Source organism: Enterococcus sp. C53 (assembly GCF_040887425.1).
Classification (GTDB): Bacteria; Bacillota; Bacilli; order Lactobacillales; family Enterococcaceae; genus Enterococcus_B; species Enterococcus_B hirae.
Genome location: NZ_JBFOFT010000005.1, coordinates 148974 through 168661 on the forward strand (window position 1 = coordinate 148974; position 19688 = coordinate 168661).

The window sequence follows — 19688 nt, forward strand, 5'->3', positions numbered from 1 at the left end:
GCCTTATGGTTAAGTAGACCAGGAAACAATCTCTTGTTCTTCTAATTCTTTCTTCAAAGCACCTAATGAAAGGTTTTTGGACGCTTCATTTTTCATCCGTTTCCGATAATTTGTTGCTGTTTCTCCAGTTGTCTTTTTGAACATTCGGCTAAATACAACTAAACTATTAAAACCAACTTGATAAGCGATACTCTCTACTGAATCATCAGTCAACGATAATAAAAATGCTGCTCGGTTGATTCGCACGCCAATCAAATATTCTTTGATACTCGTTCCTAATTGATTTTTAAAGACTCTTGATAGATGACTCCGGTTGACTGACAGTTGTCGAGCAATTTCCTCTACTGTTAAATTTTCTGGATAGTGTTCTTCAATATACTTCACCGCTTCGATTGCTAGTGGCGAAGAGACTTTTTGATTTCCCAAACCAATTTTCCCGCCATCTTTTAGTAATACGGATAAAAAGCGATAAGTCAAAGCCGTCAATTCTAATTCATCTGCTAAACCGTCTTGTGAATAATGAAGACAGTCCAAAATAATATCTATATATGCCGAAATACCTGCAGAAACCATTGTATACTGATCTTCTTTGAATAAGGAACGTTCAATGATCTCTTTCGCTAATGGCCCACCAAAAGACAACCAACAGTAGACCCAAGGCTCTTCACCATCTGCTAAATAAAAAGTAGAATCCCCTGGCCGGATCAAAAACAGATCCCCTTTTTGCAATTGATATTGCTGTTCTTTCACATGGTAAGTTCCTTTACCTTCCATCACGACATGTAACACATAATCTTGTCTGATTGCTGGACCGAAAGAATGATATGGCAAAGTTTTTGAAAATCCACAAAAGTCAAAATAACACCCTTTAGCTAATTCTTGACGTTCTTTTTTTAAAAATATTGCTTGCTCCATCGCTCTCACTCCTTTGTTTTTACTTTACTCTTCTTGTTCTACAACGTGCAACAAAAAGTTAAATATTAGTCACAAAAATATATTCATCAGGAAGCGTTTTCTTGATAAAGTCAATAGTAGAAAAAGAACTTTATTTATTTATTGTAACCGGTTAACTTTTTATTGTATATTTAACAAAGAAGGGATTAGATACTATGAAGAACAAAATGATACAACGGGTTTCTTATGCTTTAGGCGCATTCGGTCATGATACTTTTTATGTTACTCTCAGCACTTATTTTATGGTTTTTGTAACAAGCGAGATGTTTGCAGGTACAGATAAAGCAACTGCTGCTCGAATGATCGCTACGGTGACCAGTTTAGTCGTTGGTATTCGTTTAATTGAAATCGTTTTCGATCCATTGATTGGCGGGATTATTGATAATACTCGAACAAAATATGGAAAATTTAAACCATGGCTGGTCATTGGTGGTTTAGTTAGTTCATTCCTTTTGATTTTTCTTTTTACTAATTTCTTTGGCCTTGCTACTCACAATACAACTTTGTTTATCATCCTTTTTACCATTGTTTTTGTATTATTAGATAGTTTTTATTCATTTAAAGATATTGCTTTTTGGTCAATGATTCCAGCTTTAAGTACTGAAACCAAAGAAAGAGAAAAATTCGCGACTTTTGCTCGATTCGGTTCTTCCTTAGGAGCAAACGGGACCACTTTGGTCGTCGTACCAATCGTCACATTTTTCACTTATTTTGTCACTGCTCATCATGTTGAAGGCGCTTCAGGTTGGTTCTGGTTCGGTGTGATTACCGCTGTGATCTCTGGAGGAACTGCAATTATTACAGCTTTAGGAACAAAAGAAGTCGACACGGCGATTCGTCAACAAAATGAAAAAGCAAGCATCAAAGATGTCTTTAAAGCAATTGCCCAAAATGACCAATTAATGTGGTTAGCACTTTCTTACATTGCTTATGCTATTGCCAATGTAGCAACAACTGCCGTTTTATTCTACTTTTTCAAATATGTCTTAGGTCAACCAACTCAATTCTGGATTGTCGGTTTAGTAGCAGCTTTACTTGGACTAGTCGCTGTGCCTTTATTCCCTGCTTTGACACGATTGATTTCTAGACGCTATGTCTATATCGGCGGTATTGCGATGATGATCAGTTCTTACTTCTTCTTCTCTATCGCAGGCACTAGCTTACCGATCGTGATCGTTGGACTTGTTTTATTTTACTTCCCACAACAGTTGATCTTTTTATCTGCCTTGATGACGATCACTGATTCTGTAGAATATGGACAATGGAAAAATGGGATTCGTAACGAAGCTGTGACTTTATCGATTCGCCCACTGCTCGATAAAATTGCAGGTGCTTTATCTAATGGGATCGTTGGGTTTGTCGCAATCGCAGCTGGTATGACTGGAAATGCTTCTGCTGCTGATATTACCAATCATGGGATCATGACTTTTAAAGCGTATGCATTTTATGTTCCTGCAGCATTGATGTTCTTTTCTGCCATCATTTTTGCTTGGAAGATCACTTTGACAGAGAAAAAACATGCGCAAATCGTCAAAGAACTAGAAAATAAATTAGCTTCACATGAAGAACTCGCATCTGAATTAGAAGATGACTTTATCATTCCACAACATTAAGAAAGGAATTATATTATGACGATTACAGAAAAAGACTTTGGTCAGGGGTACCATTTGATCACATTATCCAATACTCACGGACTTAAATTAGCCGTCACTGACTTAGGTGCACGGATCGTTCAACTAACTGCTAATGATCGGGAATTAATTTTAGGGTTTGACTCCGCACAAGAATATTTGACAAAAGATGCTTATATCGGAGCAACGATTGGACGAACAGCAGGTAGGATTGAAAAAGGCCAATTTTCTTTGAATGATCAAACCTATCAATTGAGTGTCGATCCTCAGACAGGGCATTCACTTCATGGAGGTACACCAGGATTTGAACAGAAAAAATGGACGTATCAACTAAGTGAAACAGACAAAGAAAGTTCAGTCACATTTACTACTACCAGTCCCGACGGAGAACATGGTTTTCCTGGAAATCTATCCGTAGAAGTTTGTTATACTTTGACAGAAGACAACATTTGGCGTGTTAGAACGCAAGCAATCAGTGATCAGGATACGCTTTTCAATCCGACCAACCACGTGTATTTCAATTTAAGTGGCGATGTAGAAGAATCAATTGATCAGCATACACTTTGGCTAGACAGTGAGTCTTTCGCTCCATTACGACCTGATAGTATACCAACTGGCGAAAAAGCGAGTGTTGCTCAAACAGCTTTTGATTTTCAAACACCTCAAAAACTAGCCACCGTCTTTACTAGTCAATTTGAACAAAAACAACTTGTTGATGGGATCGATCATCCTTTCTTTTTAAATAACCCAGGTATGAATCATGTATCGGCTTATTTATTAAGTCCCGATGAACAAATCAAAGTAAGCATCATGACCGATTCACCTAGTGTTGTGATCTTCACTGCTAACTTTGGGCAAGATACCCCAGAAATGCATGGAAAGAAACTAGCCAACCACGGTGGTATCACGTTTGAGACTCAAATCGCTCCCGGAGCAGAACAGTATCCAGCTTTTGGAAATATTCATTTAGCAGCACACACACCATTTGAAACAACTACAGAATTTAAAATCGACACAAGAGAGGGTATCTAACTATGGAAATCAAACGCAGTTTAAATACAAAATTCGCAGAAATCTTTGGACCTAAAAAAACCACACAATATTTTTCTCCAGGCAGAATCAACTTGATTGGTGAACATACAGATTATAATGGTGGTCATGTTTTCCCTGCCTCCATCACTTATGGCACACAAGGAGTTGCCGCACCTCGTGAGGATAATAAAGTATTGGTCTACTCAACAAACTTTGAAGACGACGGTGTCATCAGCTTTACTTTAGACCAACTTGATTACGACAAACAAGCAGGATGGGCAAACTATGTCAAAGGTATGATCGTTAAACTAAACGAAGCAGGCTACCCAATTGAACATGGTTTTGAACTCTTAGTTGAAGGGACGATCCCGAACGGTGCAGGACTTTCAAGTAGCGCTTCCTTAGAATTGTTAGTCGGTGTTGCCTTAGAAGACTTATTCCATTTATCCATTGATCGACTTGAATTAGTTCAAATTGGTAAAAAAGTAGAAAATGAATTTATCGGTGTCAACTCGGGGATCATGGACCAATTTGCGATTGGCTTTGGCGAATTAGACAAAGCTATTCTACTTGATACAAATACGTTAAAATATGAAATGGTTCCAGTAAAATTAGATGGCTATGCAGTAGTAATCATGAATACAAATAAACGTCGTGAATTAGCTGATTCTAAATATAATGAACGACGTAGTGAATGTGAAGAAGCACTAAAACGTCTCCAACAAAAATTAGCTATTCAAGCATTAGGTGATTTAGACGAAGAAACATTTGAAGCAAACATTGATTTGATTGGTGATGACACATTGATTCGTCGTGCTCGTCATGCAGTTACTGAAAACCAACGAACATTAGAAGCTAAAGCTGAACTGGTACAAGGAAACTTGGCTGCTTTTGGTCAATTATTAAATGCTTCACACGATTCGTTGAGACATGATTATGAAGTAACTGGTATCGAGCTTGATACATTAGTCGATGCAGCTCAAAAACAAGAAGGTGTCCTAGGCGCCCGTATGACAGGAGCTGGCTTCGGTGGCTGTGCGATCGCATTAGTCAAAGAAGAAAATATCCCTAACTTTAAAAACAAGGTCTATGATGAATACTTAGACGTCGTTGGCTACGCCCCAGAATTTTATGTGGCACACATCGGCAATGGTACTACAAAGATTATGGAAGAAAGTGTTTCAGCTTAATCCAATGAAAGAAATGTAAGGTAGTTCAACGTTACGTTTCAAAAGAATAAAGCAAAATTATGATCGTCACTTTTCAAAAAAAACAAATAATCATGAAATGCTACCTGAAGTGTCAAAACAAAGACCGACCACCAAAAGTTCATTTAAACAACTTTTGGCGGTCGGTCTTTTTGCAGCTAATTTTCTCACCTTATCCATTTCAATAAAACATCTACTATTATTGAAATAAATACGCATGATCCGTTTGATCTTCGATTCGTTTTTGCCATTCAGGATCATGTTTTTGTACAGTGGCTATTTCTTTAAATTTGTATGGTCCTAATTCAAAAAACTGTTGAAGGATCTGACTCACTTGCTCAAATAAAGCTGGACGCTCCATCCTATTTTTGACGGTCAGTTGCTGATCAGCTGTACAAAAAGTCACATTCCCTAATTCTTCAGAAACATTGATCGTCTTGCCCGCTCTACTCAACTGGCGAACTTCTCCTAACATTTCATAGATGTCCTCACCTTCATATCCTTCTAGTAGTGCTAGACTGTCAACTAACGAACTCACAGTCAAATCAGCAATGATTGCTGTTTTCGTTCCTAATTGCAGCGAATAGATCGCAGCATCTACGATACCACAGGCATTACAACCACCTTCTGTTAACTCACTTTTTCTAGTGATTTGTACTTCCATCATTTCTGGCTCACCTTCTTCCTATTATAGCTCTGTTTTTTATTCTTCGCGTTCTTTGCTCTTCTTTTCTTCATTTCCAAGCGAGCAGCTTCTCGCAGACAACGTACATGACAATTGACATAAGTTAACACTACTTCATCTGACTCTTGTTCAAATCCCCAAAAAGACATATTCATCCTTCCATTTCTTTTTTTGAATGTGTATGGTACAAAAATATTGTGCAACTTCTCTGACAAATAAGAAAAATTTTGGCTTATTTCATAGAGTTGACACTTGAATACCATCTATGTATTTTTAGAAGTATTGATAGGCATCCCCAACATCTATCAGACAAATTATTTTCTATAGCATAAGAAAAAATAAAATTTACGTCAATATAAACAAGCAACTATAAAAAAATAAAATGCTCTTATTTATTTTAATTATGAGGTAAATAACTAAAACCCACAGAAATCCACATAGGACTTTTGTGGGTTTCAGCTATTTAGATCAGATAAAAGAAACAGAAGCTATCTCTTGATAATCAACGCATTCTTGTCTCGAACACTTATGACAATTTTTCAACTAGTTCCTCTAATTCATTTAATCGTTGTTCAAACTTAGTCATAGCTGATTCGATATAATCAGCTTTTGTCATGTCGACGCCTGCTTTTTTCATGACTTCAACTGGGTAATCACTATTTCCTGATTTCAAATAAGTAAGGTATTTTTCTAGAGCATCTGGCTCTTGACCCCAAATTTTATGCGCCAAAGCAGAGGCAGCTGAAAAGCCTGTTGCATATTGATAAACATAATAATTATAGTAGAAATGTGGGATACGAGACCATTCATATTTGATTTCCGGATCTTTTTCTACCGCTGATCCATAATATTTGGCATTCAATTCCCCATAACTGTCGCTTAGATATTCACTGGTCAAAGGTACACCTTTGGCATCTTCTTCATGCATGAAATGCTCAAATTCTGCAAATTGTGTTTGTCTGAAAATCGTTCCTTTGAATCCATCAAGATAATGATTCAAGACATATGCACGAACACGTGGATCTTGTTCAGTTTCAAGCAAGTATTCTGTCAAAATATTTTCATTAGTTGTTGAAGCAATCTCTGCTAAGAAAATGGAATAATCACCGTAAACAAACGGTTGATTTGAACGAGTAAAGTAACTATGCACACTATGTCCCATTTCATGTACGAGCGTAAATAATTGATCCAACGTATCATGCCAGTTCATTAAAATATAAGGATTGGTATCATAGCTTCCTGAAGAATAAGCGCCACTTCGTTTCCCTTTATTTTCGATCACATCGATCCAACGGTCAGCAAAAGCTTTTTCTACCACTGACAGATATTCTTCCCCCATTGGTGCCAAAGCTTCCAAAGCTTTCTGTTTCGCTTCTTCGTAAGTGAACTTGATAGGAGCTTCTCCTAATACTGGTGTATATAGATCATACATATGCAGTTTTTCTACATTTAAAAGACGTTTGCGTAATTCCATATAGCGATGCAATAGCGGAAGATTTTTATTGACTACTTCAATCAATGTATCATAAACACTTTCTGGGATATGATTGTTGCTCAAAGAAGCTTCTCTAGCAGAATGATAATGGCGAATTTTTGCTTTGTAATTGTGCCCTTTGATATGGGTACTCAATGTTGAAGCAAACGTATTTTTAAATTGATCATAGACACGATAAAGCCCTTTGAATGCAGCTTCTCTAACTGTACGATCTGTGCTTTCCATCAATTGACCATAGACACCATGAGAAAGCTGGATTTTTTTCCCATCTTCTCCCACGATCGTAGGAAACTCTAGATCGGCATTGTTTAAAACAGCAAATGTATCACTGGAAGCGCCAAAAATTTCTCCTGCTCCAGCTAGTAATGATTCTTGTTCTGCAGATAATATATGCGCACGATTATCCACCATTTGTTTTACGTAATGACGATACAGTTCTAACTTCGGCTCTTGCTCAAAATACTGCCAAATCTGCTCATCCGAAAGTTGAAGGACTTCTGGTTCATACCAAGAGACTGCTTCACTTACTTTAGAAAATAAACTTCCTGCTCTCGCATATAACGCTTGATAAGTCGTATTTGCTGTATCTTGGTCATTTTTTAAATGAGCATAGACATAAATGAGTTCCACTTTTCGGTAAACATCTAAAACAAATTCAAGCGCATTCAGAAATTCTGTCGCACCCTTTGCTAATGTTCCTTTATATTGATCGGAATTTTTTAATTCTTCTGTTAATTCTTGGTATTTTTCATCAAATTCTTGATCGCTAGAAAAGATTTTGGTGAGATCCCAAGTCAGTTCTTCAGGCAATTCTTCTCGTTTTGGTAATTGGGTCGTTTCACTCATTTCATACACTCCTTTATTGTTTTCACTCTTTTTTTCTAATTCATATTGAAAATAGAAAAATGAATAAGCCTCTAAAATCAGCTACTCTTAATTAGTGTATCATAATTTATTTCTGTTTGACATCAAGAATATCTCCTCACACTCCTGGTAAAGCAATTGGAAAATCTTTTTCTTATCAACCATTGGATAAAGCCAAGTTGTTTTATTTGGTTCAATTTTTTGGAGCCAATTGAGATACTTCCATTGTTGGCTTCTGTCTGCTTGTTCACTGATGATTTCTTCAAATAAAAGACGATAAAAGAAAACTTTTTCTTGAAAATAAAAAAAAATCGACTTTCTGCGTACATCCACGGAGATAAATAAAGTAAATGTTTTTTTCTAAGATAGAATTGTTTTTGTAAATGAACGTATTTAGACTGACGATAGTATAATTTTTTTTGTAACCATTTTTGACAGCCAACATTAGTAAGAACTTTTTGCCGATTTTGATTCTCCATCTGTTTTTCTAATAGACTTACAGGAGATTCACTAAAGAAAGGCCAGCTGATTGTTTCATAGGTTACTGTTCCAGAAAATAATTCTGCCAAATGACAAAACAAATATAATCTTTTTTCTAGCCAATCGATTTTCCATAAATGAGTGCCCATAGTGTCATTGTACATACAAAAGTACTTTTCTCTCGTTTTTAAACGATCATTATTGAAAAAAGCAGAACCTAAGATCCACCAAACACGATAGTTTTTGCTTAGATATCCTTTTGTTCGTTCTTTCATCCGTTCATAAGCGAGAACTGAACACTGAATTTCTATGGCTAGATCCCCGCAAAGGATATCTGGTCTTTGTCGAAGGGTTGATAAATAGGCTTCTAAGACAGGCGGATGAGTAACAAATTGTCTACACCACTCAAAAAAATATTTTTTGAGTTGGAGATGCTCCGTTGTTTCTTTCTCACTAAAACCAAAACAATCCTGTAAATTTTTGTGAGCAAAATGTGCTGTTTTTTGCTGCCCAGTTTTTAATATCACTGGTTCCTTACAAGCTGGGCAGAAAAGACTTTGCCGTTTTGTACATGTTGTAGCCAGAAATCTTTTTCCATGTTTATCGATTGCAACCATCATAAATTAGCTGCCCCCCTTCTAAAAGAAAATACGTCAAAAAAGAACCTGATCATTTTCATTGATCAGATTCTTCAAATTGTTTCTTTGATTATTTGCTGCTTACGCAAAATAAAATTTTGTACGTTCCAAAGCATTTCGTTCCATAAGTAATTGCGCATATTCGTTCAATGTTTCAATGGTCCGATCGCTTCTTTCTGCAAACTCTAAAATTCGAGCTACTTCATTAGCGACATCTGTTTGGTTTAAATCTTCCATCCAAAAATGTACGGCTAAATAGTAGATACCATCTAGTAAATACAAATCTGTCCAGGCTGATTCCAACTCGACATCATTGGCTAGTTGAATCATTTGTTCAAAGTCTTCAAAAGCAAAAATCGCTTGGTGTTCTGTTTCATCGGAAATGCGTTCAGTCGTTTCTTCTTCATTATTTAAGATTTGTTGCTGGATAAATTCAGTTACATCATCAGAATCTAAAGAGTCTTCGTCTTCTTGGAGCATTTCTTCATTCGGTAAGTTTTTACTAATAAAAAGTTCTAAACCGTCTCCTTTAGGAAGCACTTGAAATGTAACAGCTTCGCTACTGCGGAACTCATCTTCAATATCAACTTCTTCTAAAATACTGTAGAAAAAATTTTCGATCTCTCTATGGTTACCAAGCAAGTCTAAAAATGAGACGCCTCGCTCTTCTAAATCTTCATGACCGATCATTACTCGGATCGTATTTTCATTAATATGTTCCATTTCCATCTGGCTACACCTCACTTTGCCACAACTATCAATATAACTTCATTGTAGCGAAATAAGCTTAAATGTAAAGAAAAAAAATTACCATTTAAAATCAAAATAAGTTTTTAATTTAACCTTGACATCATTTTTTTCACTTAGCTAAACGTAAAAAAGAGCTTAGGACAAAAAGCCACTCCTAATGCGAGAACGAATAAACGGCATTCAAAAAGTAATCCTTAACAATAAATCGAATTTTTGATACCAAGTATTTTGGTCTTCTCAAATCTTGCTATCAGCAAAAGAATAAAATTCATTTACATGTTACATCTAGTTATATGTACTTTCTATTCTGGTAAAAAAAAACTTAGAAAAACTACAAAAATAGTTTTTCTAAGTTAACGTTTATTTTCTATAATCCAGCCATTAATTGTGCTTGACGCAATTCCAATTGACGTACATCACGTGGTAAGAAACGACGGATTTCATCTTCATTGAAACCAACTTGTAGGCGTTTGTCATCGATCATAATCGGACGACGCAACAATCCAGGGTTATTTTGAACGAGTTCTAACAGTTCTTGCAATGGTAAATCATCAAGATCCATGTTTAGTTTTTGGAAAACTTTTGAACGTGTTGAAATAATTTCTTCTGTGCCATCTTCAGTCATTTGTAAGATTGCCTTTAATTCTGAACTATTTAATGGTTCAGAAAAGATATTTCGTTCAACAAATGGAATTTGATGTTCTTGTAACCACGCACGGGCCTTTCTACAGGAAGTACAACTTGGGGAAGTATATAGTGTTAACAACGTGCACCACTCCTTTTCATGACTAATGTCACTTTTTTGTAACAGAAGATCATTATAATCTTCCATCTGTTTCTATTATACATAATCAACTTTTAAATAGCTAGCTTTTTTCATAATATTTTATCAAAAAAATGAAAGTTATCTAAGATTTATATTCCGTAAAACCAACGCTTTACGTTTAGTTAGCAATTAAAAAATGAGAGTTTTCAAATTTAATTCAAATATAACCTGCCATTGAAACAGGCTTTAAAGTTGTACTATTATTTTATTACTCATCCTACAAAAAAACGGTTTCTTTGAAAAAATTATGTTTTTTATTTCTGTCTGCTTTATTTTGTTTGCTATTACAACAGTCCTTTTAATTGAACCTAACCCTTATTTTGTCCGCTAATTAAGCACCCTTTTATATTACAATGGTTATAAAATGAAAATCACTACAAAACGCCTTATCGTCATCATTAAGTGTTATTTTATATTTTAATCATTTTCGTTTTTCTGTATTAAAAAAAACATTCTTTATCAAGTAAAATAGGATTATTCTATTAAAATTAGTCAGAATTTCGTTTCATCGAGGATTAATTTATTCATCAGATAATCAAATGATATTCAATTTTACTATTTTAGTGAAAAAAACTGAAACTTAAAAAGCTTATTCTGTCAAGAAAAGCGAAATATAGTAATAAAAACCTTTATTTAACAACGTTTTAACCGGTATTTTTCTGATACAATAGTCGAGGATTTATGAAAAAAATGATGAAAACCGAAAGGCGTGTAGAATTTGATTAAGTCAGTTGTTTTTGACGTTGATGATACGATGTACGATCAACAACAGCCATTTAGAAATGCGGTAAAAAAAGTAGTGCCGCTTGTTTCAGATATAGATATGGGACCATTATATCTCCGGTTCCGTCATCACAGTGATGAAAATTTCCCTAAAGTGATGGCAGGAAAATGGACCTTGGAGTATATGCGTGCACATCGAATCAGCCAATCACTAAAAGACTTAGATTATCCACATATTACTGAAGAAGAAGGTCTTTATTTCCAACAAGTTTATGAAGAAGAATTAGATAATATCTGTCTTCATGAGGAAGTAAAGAAAACATTGGACTTCTTGACTGAAATGAATATCCCGCTCGGAATCATTACCAATGGTCCCACCGATCATCAAACCAAAAAATTGAATCAACTTCAATTAGCAAACTGGATTCCTTCACAGCATATGATCGTTTCGCAAGCAACAGGATTTCAGAAACCAGAAAAAGAGATTTTTCAACTTGCTGAAGAACGTTTCAATCTAACTGCAGAAAAAACTCTATATGTAGGCGATAACTACGACAATGACGTATTAGGTGCTAAAAGAGCTGGTTGGCAAGCGCTTTGGTTTAACCATCGTGAGCGAAAAGTTGATGGTCCATTGAACTGTGATATCGAAATCACCTCATTTGATCAATTATTAGAAACGATGAAAGTAATTTTCAGCTAAAGCATCCATGCACAGCTCCTAGCAAAACAAATAACTAAAAAACTCTCGAAACATAATCTTGTTTCGAGAGTTTTTTATTATTGAGTCTTAAGATTTAATTATTTTTTGTTTCAAAATTTTTAGTCTTCCAGGTCTCCGACACTCAGAATCATCCGGATATCATCTTCCGTTAATTTGGTTAATTGGTCTTCATTTCCTTGGATGACTTTTTGGAATAACTCTCTTTTTTCTTGTTGTAACGAATCCATCCGCTCTTCAATCGTTCCTTCTGCAATCATGCGCCAAACTTCGACCACATTTTTTTGTCCGATACGGTGCGCACGTCCTGCCGCTTGTTCTTCAATGGCTGGGTTCCACCATAAATCATACAGAATTACCGTGTCTGCTCCCGTTAAGTTGAGTCCGGTTCCGCCAGCTTTCAATGAAATCAAAAAGACATCTCGTTCTCCTTCATTGAATGCATCTACCATCGTTAAACGATCTTGCGGTTTGGTGCTTCCTCTTAAGTAAAAAGTAGAAATTCCTAATTCTGCTAGTTCTTCTTGTAAGATGGTCAACATACCTGTAAATTGAGAAAACAACAGAACCCGCCGATTGTTTTCTTTGGCTGCGACCAGTAGATCTTTGACTTGTTCTAGCTTTCCTGAGCCACCTTCATAATCCTCCAAGAATAATCTTGGATCACAGCAAATTTGGCGTAATCGTGTCAAACCAGCTAGAATACCGATACGATTCTTTTTAAAAGCTTCTGAGTCCATAGTAGAAATCTCTTCTCGCATCTGACGTAAATAAGCCAAGTACACGGTTTTTTGCTCTTCTGTCAATGCAGAATAAAGATTCATCTCGGTTTTTTCTGGCAGATCGCTTAACACGGTTTGCTTATCCCTTCGTAACACAAACGGACGAATCATTCGGGCAATTTCTTCAGGTGCCAGCTCTCTAAAGCGGGTCTTATTCGGGAAAAATCCCGGCATAATCGTCGCAAAGAGCGACCATAGTTCTTCCAAATTATTCTCAATTGGCGTCCCGCTTAAGGCAAAACGTTGCGGTACGCTTAATTCTCGTAGCGCTTGAGCTGTTTTAGTACTACTATTTTTAACCATCTGAGCCTCATCAAGGATCAAATAATTAATTGCATGTTTTTGATAATCTGCTAAATCTTGTCTTAAACTAGCATAAGAAGTGACTCTGATATCTGCCTTACGAGCTAATAGTTCTTCTCGTTCCTTTTTATTCCCGTTGATTACTTGGATGCTCAAAGAAGGAGCAAATTTTTTCACTTCTGCTTGCCAGTTATAGATCAAACTAGCAGGAGCGACGATCAAAGCAGAGAGTTCGCCTTTTTCTTCTTTTTCTGAAAGCAAATAGGCAATTGTCTGAAGGGTTTTTCCTAGACCCATTTCATCTGCTAAAATTCCGCCAAACTGGTAATTTCCCAGCATTTTCAACCATCGAAATCCTTGTTTTTGGTAATCACGCAATTCAGCTTGTAGACCTGCTGGCAAGGATACTTGATATTGTTCAGGTTGTATTAGATCTTGGATCATTTTTTGATAGGAGTCACCAAAAGTTGCTGAACTTCCTGCTAACTTATCTTGAATGATCAATCCTTGGTTTTTAGGCACATGGATCGTTCCAGATTCTGAACGGATCGATTCACGGAATTGTTGCAAGATTTGACTTGTTTGCTGAAACTCTTCGGAATCAAAGGACAGTACTTGCCCATTTTCTAACGTATAGAAAGCATCATTTCGCAACAAACTTTGTAAGACCTGATTGATTTCTTGTTCCTCAATCCCAGTCACATCAAAACGAATATCTAACCATGAACTGGTTTCTTCCACTTCAATCTTCGGTTGATGTCGATGTGCATCTAAATATAATTCCCGAAGTTTTTTCCCAAGGCGGACCTCACCAAACTGACGAAAAACGGCTAACTCTGTACGGAAAAAAGTATACAACTCTTCTCCTGTCGGCAATAAACGTTCATAGCCTGTATCATTTCGTTGGTAGCGATACATTTTGAACAAGTCTAATACGCGTTGTTCTTGGGCTTTGTCTCTTAATACTTCAGAAGCATTTTCAGCAATAACTTCATGTTTTTTATCTGTTGAAAAAACGACTTCATCATAGACAAAATCAACACGCGCCTGGATCTTGCCTTTCGATTTTCTAAAGAAGAAAATAAATTCCACTGGCACGTCAGCAACTTCTGCTTTCACTTCATCCGCTATGCTCACTTGACCAATTTCAGATAGCAATGGAATGATTTCTTTGAATAAGGAGGATAGTTCTTGCTTAAGAAACAATACTTCTGGTTTCTCAAATCTTCTCATAAGCTGTTTCCAAGTTAAATAGACTGCTTGTTGACGTTTTGTTAATGAATAAAAAGTTCCTTGGATCATTCCACATTGATAATGAGTAAAGAACAACTCAAAGTCATTCAGTGCGCTTAATTGATAGGCCTCTTCTTTTTTTGTTACTTCAAATTCTAAGGAAGGCTCATTATCAGAAAATCGAACCCCTTGATAATTCACTTCTCCGATCTTCATTTGGAGTTTTGTCGTTTGGTTCATCTGTTCTAACAATGTTTTTGCTTGTTCGATCGGTAATAACAAATAACGTTTATCTAATTTCCCTTTGACTTGTAGGCCGTTTGCACCTAAAAGAAGTTGCGTTTGGGCACACTCAGCTAACGTTTTTAAGATTACTTGATCTTCTCCTTGAAAAGCTCGTTGATCTAGATGGAACTGGTATTGTTTATTCACAGTGTAGCGTTCATTTTCCATATAGGAATGTAAAAAATCAAAAATGTTTTTAACGATATACGTTTTCTTTGGCTGATCTAAATAGCCAATCCGCAAATAAACGGCTAAAATAGCTAATTCCGGATGATAATGATTGGTCTCAATCGTTTCTACTTGATATTCCACAATCAATGGTTGCGTCCGTGGTGAATTTTTTTTGACAGTTAGTCTTGAAAAACCTTTCGTTAAAATTTCACCTTCGCTACTTTTTTTGACTGGTTCTAACGTAGGTTGATCTGCCTTGATTATTCGTGAAAGATTCTTAGAGCGCAAGTACAGTTCGACTGCCACTGTATGCTTACAATAATGATGTTCTTCCCAATAAGGGCATTGGCAGAAATCGACTTCTTTGGCTGTCCCATCTAAATCGACCATATACAATTCACTGCCTAAGACTTCCGCATGCCAAACTTTTTCTTCTTGGTCAGGGACAACCGATAATACCCGTCCTTCTTGCAGATATTGACGTCCTCTTGCAATGACTTTTTCTGGAATGCTCCATTTCATCAGTTAATCCCCCTCTTATCCAAGATGATAGCGTACTTTACTTTGTCCGCTACCTTCTGTTTCGATTCTGATTTGTTGTACTACTCGTTCTTTTAATTCTCTCACATGGCTGATGATCCCGATCATACGACCTTCACTTTCAATTGTTTCTAATGCTTCAATCGCCATTTCAAGTGCTTCTTCATCTAACGATCCAAATCCTTCATCAATGAATAACGCTTCGATCAACACACCACCGGCTTGTGTCTGGATCACTTCAGCTAAAGCCAACGCTAAGGATAAAGCTGCAATAAAACTTTCGCCACCAGATAGCGTATGAGCCCCACGTGTCAGACCTGCTTCATCATCATAGATATTGATCTCCAACCCTGTTTTCCCACGGTAACTTCCCACTTCATCTGCAAGCTCAAATTGGTAACGATTTTTCGTCAGACGTTGCAATCGCACATTTGCCACTTGTAGTACTTCTTGTAAATACACTTGTAGTACGTATCTTTCCAAGCTGGTTTTTCTAGGGTTTTCCCCATTCATCGTTTGCGATAATTGTTGTAGTTGGATCAATTCATCTAATTGTTCTTGACTCGCTTGATAAATCGAAGAAAATTCTTCGATGATTTGCTGATTCTGCTGTTCTTGCTCTTGCAAGTGATAACAATGTTCCTGTTGTGTTTGAACCGCAGCTTTTAGCTCATCTAGTTGTTGCTCCAATTGTTCTAAATCAGGAAGTGTTTCAGCTAAAGCAACATGGTTCAACTGGCTTAAGCGGTCTTCAACGATTAATCGTTCTTTCTCATATGTGTTGACCAGTTGACTCTTCTCTTGGTATTCAACTGTTTGTTTAGCAAATGCCAATACCTCATCTGCTTCTTTAAAGTAAGCTTGCTCTTTTATTTTTGCTGAAATTTGCTCTTGGATACGCTGAATTTTATTTTCAATTTTTGCCTGTTGTTCATGAATACTAGCCATTTGCGCTTTTAACAAACTGATTTCTTGAGAAAAATGAAGTTCTTTTGTTTTTTCTTCTGCTAACCATTGAGCTTTCATCGCAACATTTTCTTCTAATTGGTTGACATCCTCAATCAAAGTCTGAGTATTTTGTCCTTCTAACTGTTTCGTCAAGGTAACAAGCTCCCCTTGTACTTGTTGGAGCTCTTCTTTGTTTTGGCTGATTTGTTCGGTGATCTTCTTTCGCTGATCTTCGATAAGACTTAAACGTTCAGTTAGTGTTTGAGTAGCGATTTTTGCCTGTGTGATGACCTCTGCACGCGAATCCAAATCATGCTGGATTTTTTCTAAGGATACAAGAGGATCATCTGCTATGGCAAATTTAAACGATTGCTGGATCAAATGTTGTAATCGTTCTTTGCTTTTTTGGATCTCTACTTGTTTTTCTGTTCCGAAGTTTTCCAAGTCAGCTATTTTTTGTTCTATTTGTGCTTTTTCTGCTTCACTACGCCCTATTTCTTGATTGATTTGTTCAAGGTTTGTTTCTGCCTCTGCTAAGTTTGCTTCCAGTTGGACAAACTCTTCTTGTTTGGGCAATACATGCTCATTTTGTTGTTTAGGATGCTCCGTTGACCCACAAACTGGACAAGGTTGCCCCGGTAATAATAGCAATTGTAACTTCGCAATTTGTTGGCTTGCCCATTGACTCTTTAAAAGATCAACTTGATTATTTTGTTTGCTTAACATTACTTGTTGAGCTTGGAGTTTTGTGATCAGTTCGGACAACTTGGTTTGATTCATCTTTAACTGTTCTGTATTCTGGTGATTTTCTGTAAGGATAGTTTGGTACTTTTCTTGCTCATGCCGAAGTTGTTCGTAACACAATTGATCACTGTGCAAGCGATCTTGGTCAAGCAGCAGTTCTGCTAGTCTTTGTTCTTCTTCTTTTAACTGGACTTGTTCTTGAAGAATTTTTTGTTCTTTTTCTTCTGCTTTTTTCTTAGCCTTTTGTAACTCTTCACTTTCATTTTGCTTTTTTTGCCATTCTTCCGCAATTGGGATCAATGACTTCATGACTTGTAATCGATTCGCTGCATGTTCCATTTCTTGTTGGGCATTTTTTCTTTCAGGTTCCTCTTTATGCCACCGTGCATACGCTTGTTCTTGTTGCACGAATGTTTCAGAACAAGTCTGTTCTTTATCAATCAGTTCTGCTTGTTCTTTCTGGTATTCTTGACTTCGTGTCAACGTATCGACCAGTCGTTCAGCAAATTCATAATGAGTGATCCATTGTTTTATTTCATTGATTTCACTTTCTTGCTGGATCAATTCTGCATGTTTTTGCTCTAATTTTTGCTTTTCTTCCTGACGTGTTTGCAATGTTTGCGAATGATAATAGGTATCTTCTAATTTCTTTTGTTGTTCTTGTAAATGAACCAGTTTATTTTTTTCTTGGAGAAGTCTTTCTTGTAATGTTGTTTGCTCTGCCTGCCAATAAGTGAATAACGCATCAAAACTTAAGGTTTCAGGAACCGTTCCTGTGTCCAAAGGGATAAACCGTTTTTGCAGCAAACTCAATTCTTGCTCAAGATGATCTAAATTTTTTTGATGTTCTTTGGCTTTTTCTTTCAATTGTTCATTAAGTTGTTGGAAAAATTGCGTGCCAAACAAATTACGTAAGACAATTTCTTTCTCACTACTTGATGAAATTAAAAAATTACGAAATTCTCCTTGAGGTAGTAAAACGATCTGAGAAAACTGTTTCGCATCCAGATTCATTAATTCTTTGATTAATTGATCCACTTCACTACGTTTCGTGTATTGGCGCATTTCTTTGCCCGCTTCATCAAAGATCGTCAAAGAAACTTTTGCTGCTTGCTTTCGATTGCCTTCACCTTTACGTTTGGCCAAGAGTTGTTCTGGCTTACGTTCAATCTCATAATTCAGCCGCTGATGCTCAAATGAAAAAAAGACACACGTTTCTTCTTCAGGCGTAGCAAAAAGAGACCGCATTTCTTTACCAGTCCTGATTCTGCCAGAAGTTTCACCAAACAATGCATAAGTCATTCCATCAAAAAGAGTCGTTTTTCCTGCACCTGTTTTTCCAGTAATCAAAAATAGTGGTGCTTCGGTCAATTTCGCAAAATCAATTGTCTCGTCAATAAAAGGACCAAAATTTTTTAGTCGTAATTTCTTGGGTTTCATTACTGATCATTCCTGTCCGTGAGTTCTTGTAGCGTTTCTTTTAACCAGATTTCCTGCTTGTTCGTCAACTGTTCCTTGGTCATTTCTTTGAAAAAGCCTTGTGCGATCTTATGTGGATCCTTTGTCATCATCTTTTTTTGTTTTCCCTGTTTCAGTTCTACTCGACCGTTTGAACGTTCCACACCAAGTATCCGTGGATAGATTTTTCTTAATTGATTCATCATGTTAGGGATAATCGTTCGATCTTCCAAATAAATTTGGAGATAATTTTCACGATTGATTGTCTGATAAAAATCTGGATTCAACAGCTCTTTAAAGCTTGCTGTTATTTCTTCAATATCATATAACGGGGTCAGTTCTCGAAAATTCAAAGAGACGTCCTCTTCTAAATCTACGATCCAAACACCTTTTTTTTGATTGATTTCTGACAATGAAAATTTTAAAGGCGACCCACTGTAACGGGCATTTTTTTGATTCAATGCTGCTTGATTGTGGAGGTGTCCTAATGCGACATAATCAAATGGTTCAAGTAAATCTCCTGGAACAGCATCTAATCCGCCTACTTCAATTTTGGTTTCTGAATCTGATTTCATACTCCCGGTCACAAAAAAGTGACTCACTAATACTTGTTTTTTCGTTGAGTCAAACTGCGTTTTCATTTTCTCAATGACTTTTTCCATTGCTTGTTGAATGGTGCGTATCTGCTCATCTTCAAAATATATCCTCGCTGAGATTGGTTCAAAATAAGGCAAAAGGAAAAATTGCGTATCCTTGAATATGATTGGTTGAAAGGCTTCTGCCAATCTAGTTTGTAAATAATAATCGGACTGACTGAACCAAGGTGTTCCTGTCGAAAGACGAATACCGCTATCATGATTTCCGGATATCGCAAAAATCGGAAATCCTTCCCGTAGATTCCATTCGACCATCAATTGATTGAACACTTCAATGGCATCCACCGACGGAACACTTCGATCATAAAGATCTCCCGCAATCACGATTGCATCAACATTTTCTTCTTTTGCAATTGCTAAGATCTGGGTTAAAACATGCTCTTGTTCCTTGATTCGATCGTATCCTTGTAGTTTTTTTCCAATATGCCAATCAGCTGTATGTAAAAAACGCATCTCATCACCTCAAAAAATGTCCTTCTAATTATTATAACACTTCCCCTCATTACATGATACCTAGGATCATTACGGACTAAAACAAATAGACGATGAAAAAAAGTTGCT

General features: G+C 36.5%; 13 protein-coding genes. 4 read left to right on the forward strand and 9 right to left on the reverse strand.

The genetic code is table 11. The features are described 5' to 3' along the window. Nucleotides 1-9 precede the first annotated feature (9 nt). Complete coding sequence (locus AB3I42_RS08380) at nucleotides 10-915, reverse strand: AraC family transcriptional regulator (RefSeq protein ID WP_010737104.1); 906 nt, start codon at nucleotides 913-915, stop codon at nucleotides 10-12. 194 nt (nucleotides 916-1109) lie between these two features. Between AB3I42_RS08380 and AB3I42_RS08385 the strand changes: the two genes are divergently transcribed. From AB3I42_RS08385 to AB3I42_RS08395, 3 genes are read left to right on the forward strand one after another with little or no spacing between them, the layout of a single operon-like run. After that, nucleotides 1110-2567, forward strand: coding sequence for a glycoside-pentoside-hexuronide (GPH):cation symporter (locus tag AB3I42_RS08385; protein ID WP_368022431.1), 1458 nt, complete (start codon nucleotides 1110-1112; stop codon nucleotides 2565-2567). 15 nt (nucleotides 2568-2582) lie between these two features. Beyond that, nucleotides 2583-3617 carry an aldose epimerase family protein gene (locus AB3I42_RS08390; protein WP_010737102.1) on the forward strand — a complete coding sequence of 345 codons (1035 nt, stop codon included), beginning with the start codon at nucleotides 2583-2585 and terminating at the stop codon, nucleotides 3615-3617. 2 nt (nucleotides 3618-3619) lie between these two features. Next, nucleotides 3620-4807 (forward strand): galactokinase, encoded by a 1188-nt coding sequence (locus AB3I42_RS08395; protein WP_010720860.1) that lies wholly within the window; start codon nucleotides 3620-3622, stop codon nucleotides 4805-4807. A gap of 217 nt (nucleotides 4808-5024) precedes the next feature. Here AB3I42_RS08395 and AB3I42_RS08400 read toward each other — a convergent pair whose 3' ends face one another. From AB3I42_RS08400 to spxA, 5 genes are all read right to left on the reverse strand, one after another. After that, nucleotides 5025-5492, reverse strand: coding sequence for a DUF4809 family protein (locus AB3I42_RS08400; protein WP_368022432.1), 468 nt, complete (start codon nucleotides 5490-5492; stop codon nucleotides 5025-5027). 544 nt (nucleotides 5493-6036) lie between these two features. Beyond that, nucleotides 6037-7851, reverse strand: coding sequence for an oligoendopeptidase F (gene pepF / locus AB3I42_RS08405; RefSeq protein WP_010737099.1), 1815 nt, complete (start codon nucleotides 7849-7851; stop codon nucleotides 6037-6039). Nucleotides 7852-7973: 122 nt separating this feature from the next. Next, nucleotides 7974-8969: a competence protein CoiA gene (locus tag AB3I42_RS08410; protein ID WP_368022433.1), complete on the reverse strand. Its 996-nt coding sequence runs from the start codon at nucleotides 8967-8969 to the stop codon at nucleotides 7974-7976. Between the two features lie 99 nt (nucleotides 8970-9068). Next, nucleotides 9069-9716: an adaptor protein MecA gene (locus AB3I42_RS08415; protein ID WP_010720865.1), complete on the reverse strand. Its 648-nt coding sequence runs from the start codon at nucleotides 9714-9716 to the stop codon at nucleotides 9069-9071. A 388-nt stretch (nucleotides 9717-10104) separates the two neighbouring features. Next, on the reverse strand, nucleotides 10105-10503 hold the full coding sequence (spxA, locus tag AB3I42_RS08420; RefSeq protein ID WP_002296384.1) for a transcriptional regulator SpxA: 399 nt from the start codon (nucleotides 10501-10503) through the stop codon (nucleotides 10105-10107). A 778-nt stretch (nucleotides 10504-11281) separates the two neighbouring features. Between spxA and AB3I42_RS08425 the strand changes: the two genes are divergently transcribed. Then, a complete protein-coding gene (locus AB3I42_RS08425) occupies nucleotides 11282-11989 on the forward strand; it encodes an HAD family hydrolase (RefSeq protein WP_131773369.1) in 708 nt (235 codons plus the stop codon). 119 nt (nucleotides 11990-12108) lie between these two features. Here the strand turns inward: AB3I42_RS08425 and AB3I42_RS08430 are convergent, their stop codons facing one another. The 3 genes from AB3I42_RS08430 to AB3I42_RS08440 are packed head-to-tail and all read right to left on the reverse strand — an operon-like array spanning nucleotide 12109 to nucleotide 19580. After that, complete coding sequence (locus tag AB3I42_RS08430) at nucleotides 12109-15303, reverse strand: DEAD/DEAH box helicase (protein ID WP_181933871.1); 3195 nt, start codon at nucleotides 15301-15303, stop codon at nucleotides 12109-12111. 15 nt (nucleotides 15304-15318) lie between these two features. Next, nucleotides 15319-18453 carry an SbcC/MukB-like Walker B domain-containing protein gene (locus AB3I42_RS08435; protein ID WP_181914314.1) on the reverse strand — a complete coding sequence of 1045 codons (3135 nt, stop codon included), beginning with the start codon at nucleotides 18451-18453 and terminating at the stop codon, nucleotides 15319-15321. Further along, nucleotides 18453-19580, reverse strand: a complete 1128-nt coding sequence (locus AB3I42_RS08440) for an exonuclease SbcCD subunit D (protein WP_010737095.1) — start codon at nucleotides 19578-19580, stop codon at nucleotides 18453-18455. Before AB3I42_RS08440 ends, AB3I42_RS08435 begins: the two co-directional genes overlap by 1 nt. Nucleotides 19581-19688: the final 108 nt, after the last annotated feature.